Below are 25518 nucleotides of genomic sequence, written 5' to 3' on the forward strand. Positions count from 1 at the left end.
TGCCAACGCCTTTTCTAGCACTCGCCCATGGTGAGTGCAAGGTCACCCGGGCCGGTCCACAGACCACACCGATGGGGTCCGGCCCATGCAATACGTCCACCCCACGGTGTATCGGTGTGGGTTGTGGACGGTCGCCCCGTGGCTCAGCCCGTGTTCTCCCGGAGGAACGCGATGTCGTCGCGGGTCGGCTTGTCGACGATGTCGGCGTAGTCGTCGTGCTTCTCGACGAAGGCCTTGAACAACGGACACACCGGGACGACGTGGGTGCCGGCGGCGCGCATGGTGTCCAGGGACTCGCGCACGAGGATCGTGCCGAGTCCGCGACCGCCGTAGGCCTCGTCGACCTCGGTGTGGAAGAAGATGCGTCGACCCGCGTGGTCCCGATAGTGCGCGGACCCGACGACGACGCCGCCGTCGAGGGAGATCTCGAACCGCTGACGATCGGGGGCGTCGGCGACGACGACCTCGGCGCCGGTCTTGTCGACGGTCATGACTCCGCTCCTCGGGGTCGGGCGCGCGGGTCGGGGTTCACGCGCGGGCGCAGTGTCGTGGTGGGCAGCGTCGGGGCCGGGATGCGCGGCTTCGGGCCGACATAGCCCTCGACGGTGCCGAACCGGTCGGCCGCGGCCTCCCACTCCTCGCGGTACGCGGCGATCTCGTCGTGCGTCCGCCCCACGAAGTTCCACCACATGATGATCTCCTCGCCGAACGGCTCGCCGCCGAGCACGAGCACCCGGCCCGGCTCGTCGCCGGAGTTCTCCACCGCGATGCGGTCCGCCCCGACGCCGACGTAGCCCAGTTCGGCCCGGTCCAACGCCTCGCCCTCGACGGTGATGACGCCGCTGTCGACGAGGACACCGTGCTCGAAAGCCGAGTCGACGTCGAGGACGACGGTCGCGCCGGGATCGACGACGAGTTCGGCGCCGACGAGCGGGGTCGCGGTCGGCACCGGCGACGTCGATCCCGCGAGCGAGCCCAGGAAGACGCGCAGCGACCCACCGTCGACCGCGACGGCCTCCGGCGCGTGGTGGTGGAACGCGCGATCGCCGGTGCGCACCGCGTCCGGCAGGGCGAGCCACAGCTGTGCGCCGTGCAGGACGGTGGTGTCCGGCGTCGACACCTCCGAGTGGCTGATGCCGGCGCCGGCGGTCATCAGGTTGATCTCGCCGGGCCGCACCATCGCGTGCACGCCCGCGGCGTCGCGGTGCTCCACCTCGCCGGAGAACAGCCAACTGACGGTCGCGAGCCCGGTGTGCGGGTGGGGCGCGACATCCATCCCGCCGGTCGCCGACACGTCGTCGGGTCCGTAGTGGTCGATGAAGCACCAGGCGCCGATCAACGACCGTTGCCGTTGCGGCAGCGTGCGGCGCACCGGCATCGCCCGCGGACCGCCGAGCGGCACCTCACGGGCGGTGATCACCTCGACCGCGACGCGCGGCCCGGGCACGCAGTCCTCCACGACGGGATCGACCTCGAGATTGCTCATGACCCCTGCCCTCTATCGTGCGTTCGGACACCGAGTTTAGGTCCACCCGAGACACGAGGGGCGCGCCGTGACACAGCCACACGTCTACATCGACAAGCAGTCACCGGCGGTCTACCGCGCGTTCGGTCAGGCGGCGACGGCGGTCACCGACGCGGCCCAGGCCGCCGAGCTGTCGCGCACACTCGTCGAGCTGATCAACGTCCGTGTCTCGCAGATCAACGGGTGCGCGTTCTGCCTGGATCTGCACACCCGCCGCGCGATCGCCGCCGGCGAGACGTCGAACCGTCTCGCGACGTTGCCCGCATGGCGCGACACGGAGTTGTTCGACGACGTCGAACGCGCAGCTCTCCGACTCGCGGAGGTGGTCACGACCCTGCCCGACCACGACACCCAGGAGCGCGAGTACGAGCACGCGCGGTCGGTGCTGACCGACGACCAGGTGGCCGCAGTCATCTGGGTATCGATCACCATCAACGCCTACAACCGCGTCTCGATCCTCAGCCGACACCCCGTCCGGCAGTAGAGATCAGCGGCCGGCGGGAACCCTCGTGCTCATGGCCAGCACGTCGTCGACGAGGTGGTGGGCGTACTCGTCGTCGACGTCGAGCCCGAACACCACGTGGTGGTACAGCGGCGCGATGACGTGCTCGAGCACCTGTCGCACGCTGGGGACGGTCTCGCCGCGGTCGGCCGCACGGGCCAGCATCAGTTCGGCCTGCTGTTCACGGACGTCCCAGCACGGGCACGCACCCGGCGTGCCGACGCGCGCACCGACCATCGCGCGGAGGTAGACGATGCGCTGCGGCCGCGTGATGTCGGTTGCGATGATCGACGCCCACTCCCGCAGGTCGCCGACGATCGTGCCCGTGTCGGGCAGCGGTTCGTCCCCGGTGAGGGCCGCCACCGCGACCTCCGACAGCAGAGCGTCGATCGATCCCCAGCGGCGGTAGACGCTGGTCGGGTTGACCCCGGCGCGCTCGGCGACCTGGGGGACGGTCACCGAGTCGCGGTGCCCCTCGCTGACCAGCTCACCGACCGCGGCGTAGACGGCCGCCTGCACGCGGGCGCTGCGGCCGCCCGGGCGGCGGGTTCGACGGTTCGGTGTGGACATGCGACCATTATTGCAAACGAGTTGGCGTTAGCGGCGCGGCTGGGCTACCGTTCTGAAAAGCAAACATCATTGCTTTAGTGAGACCCGGAGGTCGAGATGCCCCGCTTGCCGCGTCCCGTCGCGTTCTGGCTGGTCGCCGTCACCACGGCGACGGTCCTGCTGTCCTCGGCCGCGCCGTCGCCGCTCTACCCCGTCTACCAGCAGGTGTTCGGCTTCTCGGCCTTCACGTTGACGGTGGTGTTCGCGGTGTACGTGATCGCGCTCGTCGGCACGCTGCTCACGGTCGGGTCCATCTCCGACCACATCGGCCGACGTCCGGTCCTCGCCGCGTCGATCGTGCTGCTCATCGTCGCGATGGTCGTGTTCGTCGAGGCCGACGGCACGGGCATGCTGCTGACCGCGCGCATCCTGCAGGGCCTCGCGACCGGCGCGCTGACGGGCACCGCGAGCGCGGCCCTGGTCGACCTCGCGCCGACACCGCACGTGGGCTCGATGATCACCACCGCCACCCCACCGCTCGGGCTGGCCACCGGTTCGGTGTTGGCCGGCGTGCTCGTGCAGTACGCACCGTTGCCGCGCGAGCTCGTCTACATCGTGGTCGGGACCGCGCTGGCGGTCATGCTGGTCGCCGTCGCGTTCCTGCCCGAGACGTCGCCCCTGCACGGGTTCGACTCCCGGCGACACCTCGCGACGACGCTGGCGCCGTCGATGTCCGTGCCCGGCGAGGTCCGCTCCACCTTCCTCGCCGCCGCACCGGCGATGGCGGCGACGTGGGCACTCGGTGGGCTCTACCTGTCGCTGGGCTCGTCGATCGCGGCGAAGGTGCTGGGCGTGACGAACCACGCCGCCGCGGGGGCGATCCTCTGCTCGTTCTTCGGGAGCGCGGCGACCGCCGCCGCTTTCGGGACGCGGCTGCCGTCGCGGGTGGCGATCGCTCTCGGCTACGGCGCGCTGGGTGCCGGCGTGCTGGTCACGATGGCGGCGACGCTGCTCACGTCCGCGCCGCTCTACGTCGCGGGGTCGGTCATCGCGGGCATCGGCTTCGGCACGACGCTGCTCGGTGTCATGACGACCATGGCCACCGCCACCGCGCCGAGCGATCGTGGCCGCGTCTTCGCGGCGGTGTTCGCGCTCAGCTACACGGCGTTCAGCGTCCCGGCCGTGGTCGCCGGCCTGCTCGCGACCCACGTCGGCCTCACCCCGACCGCGGTCGGGTACGCGCTGTTCATCGTCGGTCTCGTCGTGATCGCCGCCGCGGCGGCCGTCCTGACGGGTCGCCGAGCAGGCGCCGACGAGACCGCCGAGGACGTCGAGACCGAGCTCGCGGAGTGCGCGGCCTGACCGGTCAGGCCGTCACCCGGGCGAGGAACGCCAGCAGCGCCTCCCGGGCGGCACGCTGGCCGAGCGCCTGACCGAGGCGATCACCACCGAAGGCGATGCCGCCGGTCCACTGCGCCGCGGTCGGGAACTCGCCGAACCGGATCAGGTGCCCGGCGCCCGGCAGCACGACGAGCCTGTCCTCGTCGAGACCCCGACCGCGGACCAGGGCGTGCGCCATCCGCGCCGACGGCCACAGCGCGTCGTCGGCCCCGGCGATGCAGAGCACCGGCACCGGGACACCCGCACCCAGTGACGGACCCTCGGGGAGAGGGGTGTCGGTGGCGAGATCGAGCCCGGCGGCGTAGGCAGGCCAGAGGCGGAGCAGGCTCGGACGCCGACGGGCGATGTCGCGTCGGACCGTCGCCGCCTCCGCCACCAGCTGCGGCATCAGCCGTCCGGTCGGGACGGGCACCGCGGGCACGGGCGCGCCCGACCATCGCCACGACGGGGTCTCCGGGATGTCACCGTCGGGACCGACCGCCTGCCAGCTGACCGACGACGGGCTGACCAGGACGAGGCCGGACAGGACGGTGTCCCGGATGGCCGAACCGGCGAGCGCGACCGCGGCCAGCAGACCCTCGGCGCCGCGGGAGATCCCGATCGCGACGACCTGCAACGGGTTGGCGTCGTCGAGGGCGCACGCCTCCGTCAGCGCCCGCGTGAACCGTTCGAGCGGGACGTCGACGACGGTCGCCTCGTCCGGCGCGGTCGGCTCGTCGGCCCACGATCCCGCGACCGCCAGGTGGCCGCGCGAGGCCAGCATCGCGACCGTCGAGCGCTGCGAGTCGACACCGCCCTCGGACCCGCCGAAGCAGAGGACGACGGGCCACCCGGTGGCCGGGCGCTCGCCGGGAGGCCGGGCGACGACGGCCGGCCTGCCACCGAGGTCGACGTCCTCGACGCGCACGCCGTGGTCGCCGTGGGATCGGGTGACGGAGCGCCGCAGCACATCTCGTCCGTCCCGACGAATCGTGACGGTCACCGACCAGGCCTCGGCCGGCGGGACGAACATCTCGTCGACGAGGTCGTCGGTGGACTCGGGTCGCATCGCCCAGATCGGCGCGGCGGGGTCCGCGACCGGCCAGTCACCCTCGCGCGGCGCGTCGCGGCCGGTGTCGACCGTCCCGTCGGTCGACGCACGGAACCGCGCCGACGACGTCCACCGTCGCCCGACCAGGTCGACGCCCGCGCACTCCAGATCGACGTCGGCGTCGGGGTCGAGTCCGGTGACCGTGACGACGAACGCGTCGTCGTGACGACTCTCCTCGGGCAGGTCCAGCGCCATGGACTCGTCGGTGATGTCCGGCGGGGCCGGAGGTTGATCGACCGGCGTCGCCGGCCGGGACCGCGCGGCCACCGTCGACGACTGCTTGTCGAACCACGGCGGGAACGCGCCGGACACGGCGCCCGCGAGACCGAGCACGACGAACGGGATGACCCAGTAGCAGACGACGGACAGCGGACGGTCCGCGTCACGGACGGTGGCGCTCCCGTCGACGAGCGGTGGCACGAACGACACCAGCGTCATCACGGCGAACGCGCCGACCCACATCCAGGTCATCGCGAGGGTGATGGCGCGGAACCCGTCGGTCCGGGCGGTGGCCTCGTCGACCGCGTCCGCGGCGTACTCCCGCACGAACGGTCGGCCGACGAGCACCCCCGCCAGCGCCACGAGGAACAACCCCAGGTTGCCCAGCGGCTGCAGCCATCGCTCCAGCACCGCGTCGTCGACGGTCAGCGCGACGATCAGCAGGACGACGAAGACGGCCGCCGTCCCCACGTCGAGGGATCGCCACCGGTGGTCACGCGACCGGCCGAGCGCGACCGCCAGGACGGCGCCGGCCGTCGCACAGGCCACGGCGACGACGAAACCCGTGTTGCCCACGAGCACCCAGAAGAGGATCCACGGCGCGAACCCCAGGACGAACGACACCCGACACCCACCTCTCGCTCGCCCCCTGTCCCCATCACATCGCATCGGCCGGGTCGAGATGCCCGGATCGGGCGTTGCCGACCTGCGACCTTCTCGCCGGGGCCCGATACGGGGTCGTGCTTCCGGCGGAAGCTACCCGGGAGTATCAAGGAGGTATGCACCTGCAGCTCACGCCCGACGAGGCAGCTTTCCGCGACGAGATGCGGACGTTCTTCACCACGAAGATCCCCAAGGAGATCCGGGAACGGTCCGCCAAGGGCGCCCTCAAGTTCCCCGAGGACATCGTCACCACCCAGCGCATCCTCAACGAGGAGGGCATCGCCGTCCCGAACTGGCCCGTCGAGGTGGGCGGCAAGGACTGGACCCCGGTGCAGCGCCACATCTGGCAGGACCAGCTGAACCTGGCAGCCGTGCCGGAACCGCTGGCGTTCAACGCCGCGATGGTCGGACCGGTCATCGCGCAGTTCGGCTCGCAGGAGATCAAGGACCGCTTCCTGCCGGCGACGGCCAACCTCGACATCTGGTGGTGCCAGGGCTTCTCCGAGCCCGAGGCCGGCTCCGACCTCGCGTCGCTGAAGACCAAGGCCGTCCGCGACGGCGACCACTACATCGTCAACGGTCAGAAGACCTGGACCACGCTGGCGCAGTACGCCGACTGGATCTTCTGCCTGGTCCGCACCGACCCGGATGCCCCGAAGAAGCAGGCCGGGATCAGCTTCCTGCTCATCGACATGAACTCAGAGGGCATCGAGCGCCGCCCGATCCAGCTGATCGACGGTGGCCACGAGGTCAACGAGGTCTGGTTCACCGACGTGCGCGTGCCCGTGGAGAACCTCGTGGGCGAGGAGAACCAAGGATGGAGCTACGCCAAGTTCCTGCTGTCGAACGAGCGTGGCGGCATCGCCCGCGTCTCGTACAACAAGATCCGCCTGGCCCGGGCGAAGGAGCTCGCCGCGTCGATCACCACCGCGAACGGCACCCTTCTCGACGACCCGCACATGCGTGCGCGCTTCGTCGAGCTCGAGAACGCGCTGCTCGCACTCGAACTCACCCAGCTGCGGGTCATCGCCTCGGAGACCGGTGGGAAGCCGAACCCGGCGTCGTCGGTGCTCAAGCTGCGCGGCAGCGAGATCACGCAGGACGTCACCGAGCTCATGACCGACCTCGCCGGCAACGACGCGCTCACGGTGTTCGACCCTGCCGTCGACGACTCCGAGTGGGCCCACCTGGCCATGCCGACCTACCTGAACACCCGCAAGGTCTCGATCTACGGCGGGTCGTCGGAGGTCCAGCGCCAGATCATCTCCTCGGGCATCCTCGGCCTCTAGTCGCCGACCCACCCGACCTTTCCCCCACGAGACCACACGAGAGGGTCACTCCCCCATGGATTTCGAACTGACCGAGGAGCAGACGCTCCTGCGTGACACAGCCCGCGAGGTGCTCGGGCGCGCCTACGACGTCGAGAAGCTGCGCGACGTCGCCGAGACCGACCGCGGCTGGAGCGAGAAGGTCTGGGGTTCGCTCGCCGAGATCGGCATCCTCGGACTCCCGTTCTCCGAGGAGGACGGGGGCGCCGGTGCCGGCTTCGCCGAGACCGCCGTCGTCGCAGGCGAGTTCGGGCGTTCGCTCGCACCCGAGCCGTTCATCACGGGCATGGCCACCCCGGGCGTCGCGATCGCCGCCACCACCGACGACGCGCTGCGCGGCCAGATCGTCGAGGCCGTCGCGGGCGGGGAACTCGTGCTCGCCTATGCCCACGAGGAGCCGGGTGACCGCTGGCCCGCGGCCGCACTGTCGACCACGGCCACCGCGTCGGGCGACGGACACACGCTCACCGGCACCAAGGTGCCCGTCCTCGCCGGTGACGTCGCCGGGAAGATCGTCGTGACCGCCACCCTCGACGGCGCACCGACGCTGTTCGTCGTCGACGCGGACGCGTCGGGGGTCACCCGCACCCCGTTGCGCACCCACGACCGCCGTCGGGCCGCGCGCATCACCTTCGACGGCGCGGCCGCGACGCATCTGCCCGTCGACGACGCCGCCGCGGTCATCACCAAGGCCGAGGTCGTCACGCAGACCCTGCTGTGCGCCGAGGCCGTCGGCGCCATGGAGCAGGCGCTCGACCAGACGACCGAGTACCTGAAGTCGCGCAAGCAGTTCGGCGTCCCGCTGAAGACGTTCCAGGCGCTCACGCACCGTGCGGCGAACATGTACGTCGAGCTCGAGCTCGCCCGGAGCATCAGCACCTACGCCACGATGCGGCTGGCCGACGACGACGTCGACCCGGCCACCGCCTCACGCGCCAAGCTGCAGATCTGCAAGTCGGCGCGGCTGATCGGGCAGGAGACCATCCAGCTGCACGGCGGCATCGGCCTGACCGCGGAGTACCCGGTGGGCCACGTCGTCAGCCGTCTGACGGCGATCGCGCGCACCATCGGGACCGCCGACGACCACCTGCGCGTGCTGTCGGACTCGGTGGCCGACCACGACATGCTGACCCTCATCTAGGGGCACGCACGCTCCGTCGGGGGCGAGGTGTGGTACCGGGTACCGCTGGTTACACTCACCTCGCCCCGCGACGAAGGAGTCACCATGGCCGCCCCGCTGATCGAACAGTCGACCGAGATCGCCGCCACCCCGGACAAGGTGTGGTCGATCGTGTCGGACCTGAAGCGCATGGGCGAGTGGAGCCCGCAGTGCCGCAAGGTGATCGTGCGCGGCGGGACCGTCAAGCTCGGCGCCAAGACCATCAACGTCAACAAGCGCGGTCTGCTGGTGTGGCCCACCACCGCGAAGGTCGTGCGGTTCGAGCCGAACAAGCAGATCGCCTACCGGATCGCCGAGAACCACACGGTCTGGGGCTTCGAGATCACCCCGACCGACACCGGCGTGCGTCTCACCGAGCGTCGTGAGGCGAAGAACGGCAAGACCACGAAGGTCTCGTCGACGCTCGTCGACCTCGCCTTCGGCGGCAACGACTCGTTCGAGGCCGAGCTCGAAGAGGGCATGCGCGAGACCCTCGTCAAGATCAAGGCGGCGGCCGAGCGCGGCTGACTCCCGACGAACTCTCAGATCTCCAGGGACGCGACGAGGTCGGGGAGATCGGCGACGGAGTCGATGACGTGGTCCGGGACGGGACCGAACTCGTCGGCGAGCACACGGTCGAGCTCGTCGGCGCGGAACTTCCCCGTCCGCACCAGCACTCCCCGCAACGCCGACGCCTGCGCACCCAGCACGTCGTTGTGCAGGTCGTCACCGACCATCACCACCGACGTCGGCTCCATGCCGAGCACCTCGACCGCCGACCGGAACCCGATGGGCGACGGCTTCCCGATCGCCCGGATCGACTGCCCCGCAGCCTTCTCCAGACCCTCGAGGTAGACGCCGGTGTCGATCTTGATGCCGTCGTCGGTCGACCACGTCATCGACCGGTGCATCGCGACGACCGGGATCCCGTCCAACATCATCTGCAGCACGCGCGACATCGCGTCGTGGGTGAACCCGTCGCCCGCACCGCCCAGCACGATCACCTCGGGGGCGTCGTCCGGCCCGTCGACGATCTCCACACCCGACATGTCCTCCGCGATGGGGCCTTTGTTCAACACCCACACCCGACGCCCCGGGTACTCCGCACCGAGGAATTCCGCCGTCAGACGCGCGGCCGACAGGATCTCCTCCGCACCGACGCGCAGACCGCACGCACTCAGCGACTCGGCGATCTGATGCCGCGACTTCGAGGTCGTGTTGGTCAGGAACATCCGCGGGACACCCTGCCGCTCCAGCGCGTCGAGGGCCTCCACCGCACCGGGCAGCGGGCGCCACGAGGTGACCAGCACCCCGTCGATGTCCAGCAGCAACCCGACCATGACGCGAATCTAGTCGCCCCCTGTACGGGCCGCATCGCGCCCGTCACTGGCATGCTGAGTCCCATGCCCCCGACGCCGGATCCGGCCGACACCACCACCGCCACGACGCCGCTGCGACCGGTCGTCGACGACCTCATGGGGCGCGCCCGTACCGATCTCGCCGAGCTGGTCGCGTTCCCCTCGGTGCACGGGGCGCCGGGCCGCGAGCAGGCGTGCCAGGACGCGGCGACCTGGGTGGTGGACGCCTTCACCGAGGCCGGCGTGCCGTGTTCGTCGATCTGCACGGTCGACGGCAGTCACGCCGTCATCGGCCACCACCCCGGGCCCGAGGGGTCGCCGACGGTCCTGCTGTACGCCCACCACGACGTGCAGCCCGCCGACGACGCCGACTGGGCCTCCCCACCCTTCACGCTCACCGAGCGCGACGGGCGCTGGTACGGACGCGGCGCCGCGGACTGCAAGGGCAACGTCGTCGCACACCTCACCGCGCTGCGCGCCCTCCGCGACGACGACACGGCAGGCTTCCCGGTGGGGATCCGCGTCGTCGTCGAGGGGTCCGAGGAGGCCGGTGGCGAGGGACTCGACCACCTCGCGCGGGACCAACCCGACCTCTTCGCCGCCGACGTGGTCCTCATCTGCGACACCGGCAACGTGAGCATCGGGACACCGACGCTCACCACCAGCTTGCGGGGCGTGGTGAACGTCAAGGTCAAGGTCGAGACGCTTGCGTCCCGGGTGCACTCCGGCCAGTTCGGCGGCGCGGCGCCGGACGCCCTGGCCGCGCTGATCGCGGGACTGGCGAGCCTGCGAGACGCCGACGGGGACACCACGGTCGACGGACTCGACGCGACCGGCACCTTCGACGGGGCTCCGTACGATCCGGACACGTTCCGCGCCGACGCCACCGTCCTCGACGGCGTCGACCTCCTCGGGTCGGCCCCTCCCGCCGACATGGTGTGGGCGCGTCCGGCGGTGACGGTGATCGGCATCGACGCGCCGTCGACACAGAACGCCGCGTCGGCGATCGCCCCGCACGCCGCGGCGATGCTCAACCTGCGGGTGCCGCCCGGGATCGACCCCGCTCGGGCCCGCGACGCGCTGGAAGACCATCTGCGCGCCCACATCCCGTGGAACGCGCGCGTCACGGTGGAACCGGAGGCCGCAGGCGCGCCGTTCGCCGCCGACACCAGCGGCCCGGGGTACCAGGCCCTGACCGCGGCGATGGAGGAGGCCTACGACCGTCCGGTCGTGCGCTCGGGACAGGGTGGCTCCATCCCACTGTGCACGGTGTTGTCGGAGATCTGCCCCGGCGCCGAGATCGCGCTGCTCGGTGTCGAGGAGCCCCGCTGCCGCATCCACGCCGCCGACGAGAGCGTCGATCCCGACGAGATCGCCCGCACCGCACTGACGGAGGCGCTGTTCCTGCGGGGTCTGGCGGCGACGGACACGTCCGCGTGAGCGGACACGACCACCCGCTGCGGCCCGGCGAGACGCTGCGTCCCGTCGCCGACCACGCCCGTCGCGTCGCGGACCTCATCACACCGCGACCGCCGGTGCGGGTCGCGCTCCCCGACGCCCTCGGTCGCGTGGTCGTCGACGACGTCCACGCACCGATCTCGTTGCCGGGCTTCGACAACTCCGCGATGGACGGGTACGCCGTCCGTGCCGCGGACATCGCGGGTGCCACCGACGACTCCCCCACTCGTCTGCCGGTGGCGCAGGACATCCCGGCCGGGCGGACCGACGTGCTGACGTTGTCCCCGGGGACGGCCCACCGCATCATGACCGGTGCACCGATGCCCGACGGCGCGGACGCCGTCGTGCAGGTCGAGTACACCGACGGCGGCACGGACACGGTCGCGATCCGTCGCGGTGTCGACGCAGGGACGTCCGTGCGCCGTGCCGGTTCCGACATCGCCGCGGGCGACCTCGCGCTGCCGGCGGGGACCGTGCTCGGCGCGCCGCAGATCGGCCTGTTGGCCGCGCTGGGGATCGGTGACGTCGTCGTCCCGGACCGGCCCCATGTCGTCGTCCTGTCGACCGGCAGCGAGCTCGTGGCCGCCGGACAACCGTTGCAGCACGGGCAGATCCACGAATCGAACGGCGCCATGCTGTGTGCCGCCCTGACCGCGGCCGGGTGTCGCGCCACGGCCCTGCACTTCGTGCCCGACGACGTCGAGGAGTTCCGCGCGCATCTCGACGCCGTCGTCGACTCTCCCGATCCGCCGGACCTCGTCCTCACCTCCGGCGGCGTCAGTGCCGGCGCCTACGAGGTGGTGAAGGACGCGCTCGCCCGCGACGACGTCGAGTTCGTCAAGGTCGCGATGCAGCCCGGCATGCCGCAGGGCAGCGGCCGCTACACCACCGCGATCGGACGCAGCGTCGCGATCGTCACGCTGCCCGGCAACCCCGTCAGCGCGCAGGTGTCGTTCGAGATCTTCGTCCGCCCGCCCCTGCGCGCCGCCCTGTCGCTGCCGCGCGACCGCCCGCGGACGACGGCCGCCCTCACCGACGACCTGCGATCACCACGCGGCAAACGCCAGTTCCGCCGGGGCGTCGTCGAGACCGCACCCGACGGTGTGCTCCGCGTCCACCCGATCGGACCCCCGTCGTCGCATCACCTGCGCTATCTGGCCTCGGCGAACGCCCTCATCGACATCCCCGAGGACGCCGACGACATCGCGGCCGGGGAGTCCGTCGCCGTGCTCCTGCTGGACGACTGGGCACGCATCCCGACGCCCGACGATTCCGCGCGCCCGCAGACGAGCCGTTAGGCTGGCGGTCCGAGAACCCGCGCCGAGGCCCGGCGCACCGGCGAGGAAGGGACGGTCGAGGCACGTGGCACGACGCCCGAAGCCCACCGCCTCCGCCGTCCCCGGAGCCCCCGCCGGCGATCGCGGCCGGCTGACGCGCCACACCCGCGGGCTCACCCACGTCGTCGAACTCGTCGGACACACACTGCCGCCGGTCCACCCGGCCGGGCTGCCCTTCGTCGCCGCGCCCGCCGCACTGGCGCTCGCGGGCCGCAATCGTCGCTGGATCCGCACCCCGGCCCTGGCCGCGTCCGTGGCGTGCGCGGCGTTCTTCCGCCACCCCGACCGTGTCCCCCCGACCGCCACGGGGGCCGTCGTCGCGCCCGCCGACGGGGAGATCACGCTCGTCGACGTCGCGCTGCCGCCGCCGGAACTGGGCCTCGGCGCGGAACCGCTGCCGCGGGTGTCGACGTTCCTGAGCATCCTCGACGTCCACGTCCAGCGCAGTCCCGTCGCCGGTGAGGTGGTCTCGGTGACGCACACCCCCGGACGGTTCCTGTCCGCGGACCTGCCCGAGGCGAGCGCGGAGAACGAGCGCACCTGCATGCACCTCCGCACCGACGCGGGCACCGACGTCGGCGTCGTGCAGATCGCCGGCCTGCTCGCACGACGCATCGTCAACGACAAACGGCCCGGCGACCGGGTCGGGCTCGGCGAGACCTACGGGCTCATCCGCTTCGGGTCGCGCGTCGACGTCTACCTGCCCGCCGGGACCCAGCCGGAGGTGCTGCCCGGCCAACGGGCGGTCGGTGCAGAGACCGTCCTGGCGAGGCTCTAGTGGTCCAGCAACGGGCCGCGCGCCCCGAGGCGTCGCGACGCAGATCGGGCGCGCCGTCGTCGCGACTGCGACGACCGGGGCGCACCGGCGGCGACCGCCGCGTCCCCGACCTGACCGCCGGCCGGCTCCTCGTCCCGTCCGGTCTCACCGTCCTCGCCATCTGCGCGGGTCTGTCGGCGGCACGCTTCGCCCTCGACGGCCGCGTCGACCTCGCGGTCGGGATGATCGCGGCCGCCGCCCTGCTCGACGGCGTGGACGGCCGGATCGCCCGTCTGCTCGACGCGACCACCCGCATCGGCGCCGAGCTCGACTCCCTCGCCGACGCCATCAACTTCGGCGTCGTGCCGGCGCTCACCGTGTACCTGCTTCTGTTGCGGGGACAGGACGCCGGCTGGGTCATCGTCCTGATCTTCGTGTGCGCCATCGTGTTACGGCTCGCGCGGTTCAACATCCTCGACGACGACGTGACCGCGCCCGAGTACACGAAGGACTACTTCACCGGTGTGCCGGCGCCGGCGTCGGCCATCATCGCGCTGCTGCCCGTCGCGTGTGAGCAGCAGTTCGGGACCGGGTGGTGGACGTCGACGCCCGTCGTCGGGGCCTGGGTGCTGATCACCGCGGGCCTGGCGGTGAGCCGCATCCCGACCGTCTCGATCAAGACCATGTCCGTCGCACCCCGCAACCTCGTCGGCATCCTCATCCTCGTCGCCATCGCCGCGGCGCTCCTGGTGACGTTCCCGTACCTGCTGATGCTGCTGCTCATCGCGGGCTACCTCGCGCACATCCCGTTCGCCTGGCGGGCCAGCCGGTGGGCGGCGAAGCGTCCGCACACCTGGGACAAGCCGCCTGCCGAGCGGCGCGCCGAACGACGGGCCGCCCGGGGGCGGGACCGCACCCGACCCATCCGGTCCCAGGCGCGCCTCGGGCTGCGGCGGCCGGGCCGGCCCTGACGCCGACCCGGCGCCGCCGTCAGCTCGTGGCCGACGACGCCGTACCCGACCCCGTCTGACCCGACCCCGTCTGACCCTGCTGCGTCTGACCCTGCTGGATCTGTCCGGGCACACGGCCCGATCCGGTCTGACCCGACCCGGTCTGACCCGAGCCGGTCTGGCCCTGCCCCATCTGGCCCATCGGCCCGCCCATCTGGCCGCCACCCATCTGGCCCATCTGCCCGCCCATCTGTGTGACGCCCGGCGTGGACGACGACGAACCCGCGTCGCCCGCCCAGTAGCCGAGCCCGAACCCGGCGGCCATGAAGGCGATCGCGATGCCGACGCCGCCGGCGATGAGGGCGTTCTTGAACTCGGTGGAGCGTCGTCGCATCGAGTCGGCGAAGCCGGCGGACGCGGGCTGCGCCATCGGTGCGGGGGCCGGATGGGACGGGAAGGTCTCGGTGGACATGGTGTGGCCAATCGGTCGGCGGACGCGCCCGGCGCGCCCGGTCTGTCGGACAAGCGGCTTCTCGCCGCCCGTCGACACGATGCGCAGCCCCACTCCGCGGGTGCTGCCACCGACCTGTCAGGTCGCTGCGAACGGCCTCAGCCGCGGGTCACCTGGTAGAAGACCGAGTTGCCGCCGCCGGCGGCACCGGCGACCGCGCCGACCTCGACGGTGTACCGGGTGCCCGACTTCGTGGCGGTGAGGACCACCACCTTGTTGCCTCCGTCGGTGGTCCGCTGCTGCACCGCGTAGCCCGCCTTCGTCAGGTCCGCGACCGCGTCGTCGAGGGCGGTCGTCGCGTTGGCCGGGCCCTGCACCGTGAGGTTCCAGCCCTCGTCGGCCGTCCCGCCGGTGGACAGGAGCGGCCCGTCGAGGACGGGCACGTCCGACCTCGGGAAGTCCGACGGCAGCGACAGCGCCGACGGACCGGTCGACTCCGACGGTGAGCCCGACCCGGAGCCGCACGCACCGAGCAGACCGCACACGGCGACGGCGACGGCAGCGATCAGGATCGTCGTGCGCGAGAGGACGTGCCGCGGGGCGGCGGTCGATGTGGCGTGCATGGTGTCCCTCCGTTCGGTGAGGCAACCTACCGGCAGGCGGCCGGGCGCGTCGGGCCGACACCTCGGCAAACGGACACGGACGGTAGAGTCGTCACCGCGGATGAGCAGCGGCGTCGGCCTGCGCGGTCCGTGACACCCCGCCCACGCCGGACGAGACGAGGTGCCCCCCGTGTTCGCGATACTGCTCGCCCTCGCCGTGACGGCAGGGCTGGCACCCGCGATCATGACGTGGCTCGGGCGGCGCGGTTTCTACGTGCTGGCACTGGCTCCCGCCGCGGCGACCGTCGTCGTCGCGATGCGCTGGCCCACCGAGGATCACCCCTGGACCGAGCGGATCTCCTGGGTCCCCGCGCTGCGGATGGACATCGACCTGCGGATGGACACCCTCGGCGCGGTCATGTCCGTGCTCGTCCTCGGCGTCGGCGCCCTGGTCCTCTGCTACTGCGCGGAGTACTTCGACGAGGTGAAGCGGCGCGTCGCCGGTTTCGGCGGCGAGATGGTGGCCTTCGCCGCGGCCATGTTCGGTCTCGTCGTCAGCGACAACATGATCGTCCTCTACATCTTCTGGGAGGCGACCACCGTCCTGTCGTTCCTGCTCGTCGGCTTCTACGCGCAGCGCGCGACGTCCCGGCGCGCCGCGACGCAGGCACTGCTCGTCACCACCGCGGGCGGACTGGCGATGCTTGCCGGGATCATCGTCCTCGGCGAGCGGGCCGGCAGCTATCTGCTGTCCGACGTCATCGCCTCGCCGCCGTCGGGCACCGCGGTCACCGTCGCGATCGTGCTCATCGTGATCGGTGCGCTGAGCAAGTCGGCGATCGTGCCGTTCCACTTCTGGCTGCCCGGCGCGATGGCCGCCCCGACACCGGTCAGCTCCTACCTGCACGCGGCGGCGATGGTGAAGGCCGGCATCTTCCTCATCGCACGGCTGGCGCCGGGTTACTCGCACCTGCTGGCCTGGCAGATCCTGTGCGTCGGCCTCGGCGGGCTGACGATGATCCTGGGCGGCTGGCGGTCGCTGCGGGAGTTCGACCTCAAGCTGATCCTCGCCTTCGGCACCGTCTCGCAGCTCGGCTTCCTCATGATCCTGGTCGGCGTCGGCGACGCGAACGTCGCGCTGGCCGGGGTCGCCATGCTCGTCGCGCATGCGCTGTTCAAGGCCTCGCTGTTCATGGTCGTCGGCATCATCGACCACCAGACCGGTACCCGCGACGTCCGCAAGCTCGCCCGACTCGGCTCGGCGGCACCGGCTCTCGCGATCATCGCCGCGCTCGCGTCGGCGAGCATGGCCGGTCTGCCGATCACGATGGGCTTCGTCGGCAAGGAGGCCGCACTGGCCTCCCTGCTGGAGTACCGCGGCGTCGGCGGCTGGGAGGGCGGTGTCCTCACCGCGGTCGTGGTCGTCGGGTCGGTGCTGACGATGGCCTACACGGTCCGATTCCTGTGGGGCGGGTTCGGGCGCAAGGTGCAGAGCCGGCCGAGTGCGGCGGTGGCGCGCATGCACCGGCCGTCCCCGGCGTTCCTCGTGCCCGCCGGGCTGCTCGCGGTGGCCGGCGTCGTCGCCGGGTTCCTCGCGTCGCCGCTCGGCGACATCCTGGAGCGCTACGCGGTGACGCTGCCCGCGAACGGTCACGAGATCGAGCACCTCGCGTTCTGGCACGGGCTCACCCCCGCACTCGGACTCACCGCGGTGGTGATCGTCGGTGGTGTCGCGACCTTCGTCGTCCTGCGCGCCCGCCGTCGCCGACTCGGGTTCACCACCCCGCCGCTGGGCAACGCCGACCGCATCTACGACGCCGTGCTGCGCGGCGCGGACGTCGCGTCGCTGGCGCTGACCCGCGTGACGCAGACCGGTTCGCTGCCCGTGACGCAGGGCGTGGTGATGGTGACGCTGGTGGTCACCCCGCTCGTCGCCCTGTTCCTCGGCAACCGGAACCGGTTGTCGGTGGCCGGGTTCGACTCCACCATCCAGGTCGTCGTCGGCGTCATCATGATCGCGGCCGCGCTCGCGGCGACCATCCTGCGCAACCGTCTCGCCGCGACCCTGATCGTCGGCGTCACCGGCTACGGCTGCGGCATGATCTTCGCGTTCTACGGCGCGCCCGACCTCGCCCTCACCCAGTTCCTCGTCGAGACCCTGAGCCTCGTCATCTTCGTGCTGGTGCTGCGGAAGCTGCCGGCGGAGACGGAGAAGCGACACCTCACCGGCTTCCGACCGCTGCGCGCGCTGATCGCGCTGGCGTTCGGCGGACTGCTCGTCGTGATGGGCCTGTTCGCCGCGGCCGCCCGCAGCACCCAGGGCGTCGCGGTCGACCTCCCCAAGGCCGCCTACGAGTACGGCGACGGCGCCAACGCGGTGAACGTCCTGCTCGTCGACATCCGCGCCTGGGACACCCTCGGCGAGGTGTCGGTACTCCTCGTCGCGGCGACCGGTGTTGCGTCGATGGTGTTCCGCCACAGGCGGTTCGGCGCCGCACCGCGCGTCGCCGACGCGGCCCGCCACCAGGGTGCCGACCCCGACGGCGTCGCCGCCGGCGACACGTCGTCGACCCCGCCCGAACCCCCGATGCCGTTGGCGCGCACCACCTGGCTGCGGGGCAGCGAGCTGCGCGACCCGCGTCACCGCTCGATGGTCCTCGAGGCGACCACACGCCTCATCTTCCCGACGATGGTGGTGCTCTCGATCTACTTCTTCTTCGCGGGCCACAACTCCCCCGGCGGCGGTTTCGCCGGTGGCCTGACGATGGGCATGGCGCTGGTGCTGCGCTACCTCGCCGGAGGTCGGTACGAACTCGGCGAGACCATCCCGTTCGACGCCGGTCGCATCCTCGGCGTCGGTCTCGCCTTCGCCGCCGGCACGGCGATCGCGTCGGTCGTCATCGGCGCGCCGGCGTTGTCGTCGGCGACCATCGAGATCACGCTGCCCGTGCTGGGCGACATCAAGTTCGTCACGGCGCTGTTCTTCGACCTCGGCGTGTACCTCATCGTCGTCGGCCTCGTGCTCGACGTGCTGCGCAGTCTCGGCGCCCGCCTCGACATCGAGGAGACGGCGACGACGGCGCAGGCCGGTCACACCACCGAGGTGGTGACGAACGCATGAACGTCGACCCGAACCCCGTGAACCTCGGCCTGTTGATCGTCGTGGGTCTCGTCGCCGCGTGCGGTGTCTACATGTTGTTGGAGCGCAGCCTCATCCGGATGCTGCTGGGGCTGCTCCTCGTCGGCAACGCGGTGAACCTGCTGATCATCGTCACGGCCGGGAGCATGGGGAACCCGCCGATCTACGGGCGCACGTCGGACAACCGCCCCGCCGACGCCGACCCGCTGGCGCAGGGCATGGTCCTCACCGCCATCGTCATCACGATGGGTGTGGCGGCCTTCGTCCTGTCGCTGGCCTACCGCTCGTTCACCATCAACACCGACGACGACGTCCCCGACGACCCCGAGGATCGCAAGGTCTCCGCGCAGTCGCTGTCGGGTGCGCCCGACCGCGACCGCAGCGACGACCCGCTCACCGGCGTCGACACCACCGCCGGCGACATGTTCGACGACGAGGGGAACCCCCTGTCGGAGGAGGAGATCCGCGAGCGCAAGCGCAGTCGGATCGAGGCCGACCTCATGCCGTCCGACGAGGACTCCGACACCGACGACCTCATCGACGACGAGTCCCTCCTCGACGAGGAGAAGAAGAAGTGAGCGTCGACCGGTCGTGGTTCGCGATGCTGATCGTGCTGCCGACGCTGCTGCCGTTGATCGGTGCGGCCCTGACCCTCGTGATGGGCCGCAGCCCGCGGGTGCAGCGCGCGGTCACCATCGTCGCGATCACCGGCGCGTTCGTCGCGTCGTGCCTGCTGCTGTACCTGACCGACCGACACGGGACCTACGCCCTGCACGTCGGGGGCTGGGACGCCCGCGGCACCGACAACGGTCCGTTGGGCATCACGCTCGTCGTCGATCAGCTGTCCGCGCTGATGCTGGTCGTCTCGACGATCGTGTTGCTCTGCGTCGTCCTCTACGCCGTCGGGCAGGGCATCCGGGACGGCACGTCCGAACAGCCGGTCTCGATCTTCCTGCCGACCTACCTGGCCCTGACCGCGGGCGTCTGCAACGCGTTCCTCGCCGGTGACCTCTTCAACCTGTTCGTCTCGTTCGAGGTGCTCCTCGCCGCGAGCTTCGTGCTGTTGACCCTCGGCGCCAGCGCCGACCGCGTGCGTGCCGGTGTCTCCTACGTGATGGTCTCGATGGTCTCGTCGTTGATCTTCCTGGCCGGGATCGCCTTCGCGTACGCCGCGACCGGCACGCTGAACCTCGCGGAGATGGCGATACGGCTGCAGGACGTACCCGACGGCACCCGCACGGCGCTGTTCGCGGTGCTGCTGGTCGCCTTCGGCATCAAGGCGGCGGTGTTCCCGCTGTCGACGTGGCTGCCCGACTCGTACCCCACCGCACCGGCACCGGTCACGGCCGTGTTCGCGGGCCTGCTCACGAAGGTCGGTGTGTACGCGATCATCCGCGCGCACACGCTGCTGTTCCCGGGCGGCTCGATGGACGCCGTCCTGCTGATCGCGGGCCTGCTGACGATGCTCGTCGGCATCCTCGGTGCGATCGCCCAGGCCGACATCAAACGGCTGCTGTCGTTCACGCTCGTCAGCCACATCGGGTACATGATCTTCGGTGTCGCGCTGTCGTCGAGGTTCGGCCTGTCCGGCGCGATCTACTACGTGGCGCACCACATCCTGGTGCAGACGACGCTGTTCCTGGTCGTCGGTCTCATCGAACGTCAGGCGGGGTCGGCCTCGCTGCGCCGCCTCGGCGGTCTCGCCGCGAGTCCGCTGTTGGCGGGGCTGTTCCTCATCCCGGCACTGAACCTCGGTGGCATCCCGCCGTTCTCCGGCTTCATCGGCAAGGTCGCGCTCATCGAGGCCGGCACCCAGGACGGCAGTGTGCTGGCGTGGGTCCTCATCGCAGGGTCGGTCGTCACGAGCCTGCTCACCCTGTACGTGATGGCGCGCGTGTGGACGAAGGCGTTCTGGCGTCCCCGCGCCGACGCCCCCGAGGGTGACCTCGCCGACATCGGCCCGTCGGCGCTCGTCGACGAGGAGGGCGACATCGCGTTCGGTGACCGCGCGGACGTCGGCGGCATGCCCGTCGGCATGGTGGTCCCCACGATGATCATGGTCGTCGCAGGAGTGGCCCTGACCATCTGGGCGGGACCGATCTTCGACTTCGCCTCCACCGCCGCAGGCGATCTGAGCGATCGCGGCGTCTACCTCAGCGCGGTGTTGGGAGGTCCGCGATGACCCGACCGATGGGACCCACCCCGACGAAGGGCCGTGTCCGCGGCTCGCTGCACCACCTGTGGCGGGTGGGCTTCATGTACTTCGCCTGGTACACCACGCGGGCCGGGGTGTGGGTGAAGAACCACGTGCACGTGCTGACGTGGTTCGGCTCCGACGGCCGCGAGGTGGCCGTCCGCCTGTGGACCATCGCCTGGCTCACCTTCGTGTGGGTGCTGTTGTGGGGCACCATCTCCTGGGCGAACATCCTCGGCGGCATCGCGGTCGCCGTCGTCATCCTCACCCTGCTGCCGCTTCCCCGTGTGCCCGTCGAGGGACGCATCCACCCCGGCACGGTGCTGCTGCTGGTCCTGCTGTTGATCCGCGACTTCTTCGTCTCCAGCGCCGAGGTGGCGTGGTTGGCGATCCGACCGGGTCGGCCCCCGCTCAGCGCGGTACTGCGCGCGCGGGTGGCGATCAAGTCCGACCTCGTGCTGACCCTCGCCGTCGACTACATCAACCTCGTCCCCGGGACGATGGTCGTCGAGATCGACCACCGTCGGCGGCTGCTGTACGTGCACCTGATCGACGTGTCGTCGCAGAAGAAGGTCCGCGACTTCCACGCGCAGATGGCCCGTGTGGAACGACTGTTCGTCCGGGCGTTCGAGCGTGACAGCGAGTGGCATCCGAGCCCGTACCACGGCATCGACGACGAGTTCCACCGTCCGTTGCCGACCCCGCCCGCAGGAGGTGATCACCGATGACGGTCGTCTGGGTCGCCGCCGCCGCGATGTTGCTCGCGGCCGCCGCGATCACGATGGTGCGGGTGCTCGCGGGACCCGGCACGCTCGACCGCCTCGTGGCGCTCGACACGCTCATCGCGCTGTCGATGTGCAGCCTCGCCGGATGGGCGGCCTACAGCCTGGACTCGACCGTCGTGCCCGGTGTCGTGGCGTTGGCGCTGCTGAGCTTCGTCGGCTCGGCGGCCATCGCCCGCTTCCGCGTCCGCGACGACGTCGTGCGCGTCCTGCCGCCCCGCGAGGAGACCGCCTACGCCTCCGGCGAGGGCCACGACACCGTGGCCGGCACGGACGTCGACACCGACATCACCGCCGCCGGTCACGCCGACAGCGCGCTCGACGAGGCCGACGGCATCCCCGAGCGGAAACGGGACACAAGGAGCGACAGGGACGGGGGCCGCGCGTGATCACCGACGTCGTCGTCGCCGTGCTCGTCCTGCTCGGTGCGCTCCTGGCGCTGACCGCCGCGATCGGCGTCCTGCGGTTCCCGGACACCCTGACGCGGATGCACGCCACGACGAAGCCGCAGACGTTCGGTCTGCTGCTCGTCCTCCTCGCCGCGATGATCCGTCTGTCGGGCAGCGTCGACTTCGGCATGCTCGTGCTCTCCGGGCTGTTCGCGCTGATCACCGCCCCCGTCATCGCCCACCGCATCGGCCGGCTGGCGTACCAGGAGCAGCGGGTCGCCGACGCGGAGCAGCAGGCCCCCCGCGGTCGCGACACGTGAGCAGGTCGGCCTCGACGGGCGTCCCACCGATATGTGTTCGTATGGACGCTTTGCCCCATCGTGAGCATCGGTTATGGTTCACGTCACAGAAACGTCGCGTCACGCTGTGGGGGATGGCTGGCGACGACCGACCGGGGAGGGTCATCACGTCATGACGTCGAACAGCGGCGCCGAGGAATCACGTACCGGAGGGCTGACCATCACCGTCGCGGGTCGCCCCGCGTCCCGGTCGCTGGCGGACATCAACAAGTTGGCCACCCAGATGGTGGGGCACTTCGCCGACAACGTCGCGCCGTGCCACACGCTTCCGGGCGAGCAGCTGCACGGTGACGTCACCGCGGTGACGCAGACGTGCCTGCGGATGGCCGTCGACGTCCTCGACCAGGGCACCCTGCCGGACGAGGCCCAGCTCGCCCACCTGCGGGAGGCCGCGGCGCAGTGGGCCCGCGAGGGCGTGCCGCTCGACACGATCATCCACACGTACCACGAGGGCATCAAGGTCGGTTTCGACCTCATCGCCGCGCAGGCGTCCCCGGACGACTTCTCCGAGCTGATCCCCGCCTTCCGGCTGGTGATGGGCCTGCTGGACACGTTCACCGTCGCCGTCTCGACGGCGTACGTCGAGGAACACCACCTCGTCGCCGGGCAGCACCACTCCGCGACGCAGACCCTGATGTCGGCGCTGCTGGCCGGCCACACCGCGTCGGCGGTCGCGCGGCAGACCGGACTCCCGGTGGCGCAGAACTACCAGGTGGTGTCGATGGCGATCGCGCCGCACCCCGACGAGCTCGACCCGCGCGTCAACACCAAGATCGCCGCCCGCCGCAAGCTCCGTCGCGTGCAGTCGGCGATCGGCTCGCTCTTCCACGGCCGCGCGCTCACGCTGCTGTCGAACAAGGGCGGCACCGTGCTGATCCCGGCCGACACCGACATGCCGCGGCTGACGTCGGCATTGCTCGAGGAGATCAGCGCGACGGCAGAGGCGCCCATCATCGCCACCCAGGCGACCGGACCCACCGACACCATCCCGACGCTGTCCGAGGAGACCCACGAGCTGATGGACCTGGTGCGGGCCATCCGTCGCCCGCCGGGTCTGTACCAGATGCAGGATCTCCTCATCGAGTACCAGATCACCCGGCCCGGGCCGGCGCGCGATCACCTCGCCGCCACCCTCGCGCCCCTGGAGAACCATCCCGAGCTGCTCGAGACGCTGCGCGTCCACCTCGAGACCGGCCTCAACCGCAAGGGCACGGGCCGACGGATGCACATCCACCCGAACACCGTCGACTACCGTCTGCGCCGCATCACGCAGACGACGGGGATCGATCTGGCTCTGCCCGAGGGCATCTCGCGGGCGCACATCGCCCTGCTCGCCCTCGATCTCGAGCAGCAGGCGATGCGCCCGTCGTCCTGACCGCTCGTCGCGGTCAGCCGCGGTCGAGTTCGGCGACGACCGCGGCGACCACGTCGAACATGCTGCCGGTGCGTTCCAGCACAGCGCGCTGACGCTGGTACGACGCCTTGCCCGTCACGATCGACCACACCGAGGCCAGCTCGTCGGTGCACCCCAGGCGGGCGGCGGTCGGCGCGAGGCGGGTGAGGATGTCGGCGAGATCGTCGGTGACGAGGCGCTCGGAGCAGTCGGCGTCGGTGATGATGACCGCGTCGAGGCCGTAGCGGGCGGCGCGCCACTTGTTCTCCTGCACCAGCCACGGGGCCATCTCGCGGGGCAGGGTGCCGGCGGTGAACTGGTCGTCGAGATCGACGACCAGGCAATGGATCAGCGCGACGATCGCACCGAGCTCGGTCAGCGAGGACACCCCGTCGCAGACCCGGACCTCGACCGTCCCCAACCGGGGCGAGGGTCGGATGTCCCAGCGGACCTCGTTGATGTCGTCGATGATGCCGGTGGTCTTCTGGTCGGCGACGAACGCCTCGAACTGCTCCCAGGTCGTGAACTGGAACGGCAGGCCGGCCGTCGGCAGCTGCTGGAACATCATGGCGCGGTTGCTGGCGTAGCCGGTGTCGGTACCCGACCACATCGGCGACGACGCCGACAACGCCAGCAGGTGCGGGTAGAACGCCAACAGCGCGTTGACGATCGGCAGCACCTTCTCCTGGCGGTCGATGCCGACGTGCACGTGCACGCCCCAGATGAGCATCTGTCGACCCCACCACTGCGTGCGTTCGATCAGCTCGGCGTAGCGGGGTGAATCGGTCAGTTGCTGCGTCGACCACTCCCCGTAGGGGTGCGTACCGGCCCCGAAGAGGTCGACCCCGATCTCGTCGGCCATCTCCGACACGATGCGCAACGTCCCGCGCAGGTCGGAGATCGCCTCGCCGGTCGTCGTGCACACGCCGGTGACGAGTTCGACGGTGTTGCGCAGCAGCTCCCGGTGGACGCGCTGCTGCAGGGCCGGGTCGTCATGGGCGACGACCTTCTCGAACAGCGCCGCCGCCGAGTTCGACAGCTCGCCGGTCACCTTGTCGACGAGGGCGAACTCCCACTCCACCCCCAGCGTCGGGGCGGGCGAGCCGCTGAACTCGATGTGGTCCCGCTCGACCGGATGTCCGTCCGGGGCGGGCGGGGCGGTCACCCCTGCTCGATGACCCCGCAGGCCACCCGCGACCCGGCGTCACCGGTCGCGAGGGTCTCGCTGTCCGGGGCGGGCGCGTAGCGGGTCGGGATGTTGGCGAAGTTGTCGGGGCCGGAGTGGATGATGATCGCCTTGCCGGTGATGTCGGACAGGGTCACCGCGTCGGTGGTGGTCACCGTCTCGCCGCGGCCGTTCTGGTCGACCTGGATGGAGACGAGGTCACCGCTGGAGGGATGCCCGGTCCGACCGTTCACCTGCAGGTGGCCCCCCGCGGAGAGGAACGCGCCCGGAGCGCCTCCGGTCGGGGCGGTGCTGTTGTTCTCGCACTTGCCGACCGAGTGGATGTGCATGCCGTGGAAGCCCGGGGTGATGCCGCTGGTGACGGTCACGTCGACGCGGACGCCGCTGCCGGCGGAGGTGAACCGGGCGGTCCCGACCTGCGTACCCGACGGCGAGATGAGCGAGGCGGTGAGCGCCGAGCCCGACTCGGACTGGCCGGAGGCCGCGGCGGACCCGGACGTGCCGTTGCCGGACTCGCCCTCGCCCAGACCGCCGGGCGCCTGGTCACCGGTGATGACCGGCGGGGTGGTGCCCGGCGTCGACGAGGGATCCTCTCCCGGGCTGCAGGCGGCGAGGACGGCACCCACGGCAGCAGCCGAGGCCAGGGCCGCGGTGACGCGACGAGCGAAGCGGCGGTGGGTCGGCTGGAACGTCATCGCTGGTGGTTCTCCCTCGCGTGCAGGCGCCG

General features: G+C 71.2%; 24 protein-coding genes and 1 pseudogene. 16 read left to right on the plus strand and 9 right to left on the minus strand.

Annotation, left to right across the window (positions count from 1 at the left end; genetic code table 11):
* Positions 1 to 143: 143 nt before the first annotated feature.
* Complete coding sequence (locus LX12_RS16430) at positions 144 to 491, minus strand: GNAT family N-acetyltransferase (protein WP_253655662.1); 348 nt, start codon at positions 489 to 491, stop codon at positions 144 to 146.
* The gene (locus LX12_RS16435) at positions 488 to 1486 is read right to left on the minus strand and encodes a pirin family protein (protein WP_253655663.1); all 999 of its coding nucleotides are present in this window, start codon (positions 1484 to 1486) and stop codon (positions 488 to 490) included. The genes LX12_RS16430 and LX12_RS16435 overlap by 4 nt, the downstream gene beginning before the upstream one ends.
* A 67-nt stretch (positions 1487 to 1553) precedes the next feature.
* Here LX12_RS16435 and LX12_RS16440 point away from each other — a divergent pair, with 67 nt between their 5' ends.
* On the plus strand, positions 1554 to 2009 hold the full coding sequence (locus LX12_RS16440; RefSeq protein WP_253655664.1) for a carboxymuconolactone decarboxylase family protein: 456 nt from the start codon (positions 1554 to 1556) through the stop codon (positions 2007 to 2009).
* 3 nt (positions 2010 to 2012) lie between these two features.
* On the opposite strand, the gene LX12_RS16445 is transcribed toward LX12_RS16440, so the two are convergent.
* On the minus strand, positions 2013 to 2597 hold the full coding sequence (locus LX12_RS16445) for a TetR/AcrR family transcriptional regulator (protein WP_253655665.1): 585 nt from the start codon (positions 2595 to 2597) through the stop codon (positions 2013 to 2015).
* Between the two features lie 96 nt (positions 2598 to 2693).
* Between LX12_RS16445 and LX12_RS16450 the strand changes: the two genes are divergently transcribed.
* On the plus strand, positions 2694 to 3938 hold the full coding sequence (locus tag LX12_RS16450) for an MFS transporter (protein WP_253655666.1): 1245 nt from the start codon (positions 2694 to 2696) through the stop codon (positions 3936 to 3938).
* A gap of 4 nt (positions 3939 to 3942) precedes the next feature.
* On the opposite strand, the gene LX12_RS16455 is transcribed toward LX12_RS16450, so the two are convergent.
* Positions 3943 to 5910, minus strand: coding sequence for an acyl-CoA thioesterase/BAAT N-terminal domain-containing protein (locus LX12_RS16455; protein WP_253655667.1), 1968 nt, complete (start codon positions 5908 to 5910; stop codon positions 3943 to 3945).
* A 155-nt stretch (positions 5911 to 6065) separates the two neighbouring features.
* Here LX12_RS16455 and LX12_RS16460 point away from each other — a divergent pair, with 155 nt between their 5' ends.
* From LX12_RS16460 to LX12_RS16470, 3 genes are all read left to right on the plus strand, one after another.
* Entirely contained in the window at positions 6066 to 7238 is a 1173-nt protein-coding gene (locus LX12_RS16460) for an acyl-CoA dehydrogenase family protein (protein WP_253655668.1), read from the plus strand.
* A 55-nt stretch (positions 7239 to 7293) separates the two neighbouring features.
* Positions 7294 to 8418, plus strand: a complete 1125-nt coding sequence (locus tag LX12_RS16465; protein ID WP_253655669.1) for an acyl-CoA dehydrogenase family protein — start codon at positions 7294 to 7296, stop codon at positions 8416 to 8418.
* Between the two features lie 84 nt (positions 8419 to 8502).
* Entirely contained in the window at positions 8503 to 8964 is a 462-nt protein-coding gene (locus tag LX12_RS16470) for an SRPBCC family protein (protein ID WP_253655670.1), read from the plus strand.
* A gap of 14 nt (positions 8965 to 8978) precedes the next feature.
* Here the strand turns inward: LX12_RS16470 and LX12_RS16475 are convergent, their stop codons facing one another.
* Complete coding sequence (locus LX12_RS16475; RefSeq protein WP_253655671.1) at positions 8979 to 9776, minus strand: HAD-IIA family hydrolase; 798 nt, start codon at positions 9774 to 9776, stop codon at positions 8979 to 8981.
* Positions 9777 to 9839: 63 nt separating this feature from the next.
* On the opposite strand from LX12_RS16475, the gene LX12_RS16480 reads away from it, so the two are divergent.
* The 4 genes from LX12_RS16480 to LX12_RS16495 all read left to right on the plus strand — a co-directional run bounded on the left by LX12_RS16480 (position 9840) and on the right by LX12_RS16495 (position 14317).
* The gene (locus LX12_RS16480; RefSeq protein WP_301284720.1) at positions 9840 to 11234 is read left to right on the plus strand and encodes a dipeptidase; all 1395 of its coding nucleotides are present in this window, start codon (positions 9840 to 9842) and stop codon (positions 11232 to 11234) included.
* Between the two features lie 35 nt (positions 11235 to 11269).
* Entirely contained in the window at positions 11270 to 12550 is a 1281-nt protein-coding gene (gene moeA, locus LX12_RS16485; protein WP_253655957.1) for a molybdopterin molybdotransferase MoeA, read from the plus strand.
* 64 nt (positions 12551 to 12614) lie between these two features.
* Positions 12615 to 13367, plus strand: coding sequence for a phosphatidylserine decarboxylase (locus LX12_RS16490; protein ID WP_372505065.1), 753 nt, complete (start codon positions 12615 to 12617; stop codon positions 13365 to 13367).
* Positions 13367 to 14317: a CDP-alcohol phosphatidyltransferase family protein gene (locus tag LX12_RS16495; RefSeq protein WP_372505066.1), complete on the plus strand. Its 951-nt coding sequence runs from the start codon at positions 13367 to 13369 to the stop codon at positions 14315 to 14317. Before LX12_RS16490 ends, LX12_RS16495 begins: the two co-directional genes overlap by 1 nt.
* A gap of 19 nt (positions 14318 to 14336) precedes the next feature.
* Here LX12_RS16495 and LX12_RS16500 read toward each other — a convergent pair whose 3' ends face one another.
* The gene (locus LX12_RS16500) at positions 14337 to 14768 is read right to left on the minus strand and encodes a hypothetical protein (RefSeq protein WP_253655672.1); all 432 of its coding nucleotides are present in this window, start codon (positions 14766 to 14768) and stop codon (positions 14337 to 14339) included.
* A 137-nt stretch (positions 14769 to 14905) separates the two neighbouring features.
* Complete coding sequence (locus LX12_RS16505) at positions 14906 to 15370, minus strand: hypothetical protein (RefSeq protein ID WP_253655673.1); 465 nt, start codon at positions 15368 to 15370, stop codon at positions 14906 to 14908.
* A gap of 169 nt (positions 15371 to 15539) precedes the next feature.
* On the opposite strand from LX12_RS16505, the gene LX12_RS16510 reads away from it, so the two are divergent.
* From LX12_RS16510 to LX12_RS16540, 7 genes and pseudogenes are all read left to right on the plus strand, one after another.
* Positions 15540 to 18470, plus strand: a complete 2931-nt coding sequence (locus LX12_RS16510; protein ID WP_253655674.1) for a Na+/H+ antiporter subunit A — start codon at positions 15540 to 15542, stop codon at positions 18468 to 18470.
* A complete protein-coding gene (locus LX12_RS16515) occupies positions 18467 to 19066 on the plus strand; it encodes a Na(+)/H(+) antiporter subunit C (RefSeq protein ID WP_253655675.1) in 600 nt (199 codons plus the stop codon). The genes LX12_RS16510 and LX12_RS16515 overlap by 4 nt, the downstream gene beginning before the upstream one ends.
* Positions 19067 to 19089: 23 nt before the next feature.
* Entirely contained in the window at positions 19090 to 20670 is a 1581-nt protein-coding gene (locus LX12_RS16520; RefSeq protein WP_301284747.1) for a Na+/H+ antiporter subunit D, read from the plus strand.
* Positions 20667 to 21410 carry a Na+/H+ antiporter subunit E gene (locus LX12_RS16525; RefSeq protein ID WP_253655677.1) on the plus strand — a complete coding sequence of 248 codons (744 nt, stop codon included), beginning with the start codon at positions 20667 to 20669 and terminating at the stop codon, positions 21408 to 21410. Before LX12_RS16520 ends, LX12_RS16525 begins: the two co-directional genes overlap by 4 nt.
* A pseudogene (locus LX12_RS16530) lies at positions 21407 to 21661 on the plus strand (monovalent cation/H+ antiporter complex subunit F); the annotation flags it as partial. The gene LX12_RS16525 and the pseudogene LX12_RS16530, both read left to right, overlap by 4 nt.
* A gap of 188 nt (positions 21662 to 21849) precedes the next feature.
* Positions 21850 to 22173, plus strand: coding sequence for a monovalent cation/H(+) antiporter subunit G (gene mnhG, locus LX12_RS16535; protein WP_253655678.1), 324 nt, complete (start codon positions 21850 to 21852; stop codon positions 22171 to 22173).
* Positions 22174 to 22324: 151 nt separating this feature from the next.
* A complete protein-coding gene (locus LX12_RS16540) occupies positions 22325 to 23587 on the plus strand; it encodes a PucR family transcriptional regulator (RefSeq protein ID WP_253655679.1) in 1263 nt (420 codons plus the stop codon).
* Between the two features lie 13 nt (positions 23588 to 23600).
* Here the strand turns inward: LX12_RS16540 and LX12_RS16545 are convergent, their stop codons facing one another.
* Positions 23601 to 24770 (minus strand): glutamate--cysteine ligase, encoded by a 1170-nt coding sequence (locus LX12_RS16545; RefSeq protein WP_253655680.1) that lies wholly within the window; start codon positions 24768 to 24770, stop codon positions 23601 to 23603.
* Entirely contained in the window at positions 24767 to 25486 is a 720-nt protein-coding gene (sodC, locus tag LX12_RS16550; RefSeq protein WP_253655681.1) for a superoxide dismutase[Cu-Zn], read from the minus strand. The genes LX12_RS16545 and sodC overlap by 4 nt, the downstream gene beginning before the upstream one ends.
* Positions 25487 to 25518 lie beyond the last annotated feature (32 nt).

It is taken from the genome of Williamsia serinedens, from assembly GCF_024171725.1.
GTDB classification, from domain to species: Bacteria; Actinomycetota; Actinomycetes; order Mycobacteriales; family Mycobacteriaceae; genus Williamsia_A; species Williamsia_A serinedens.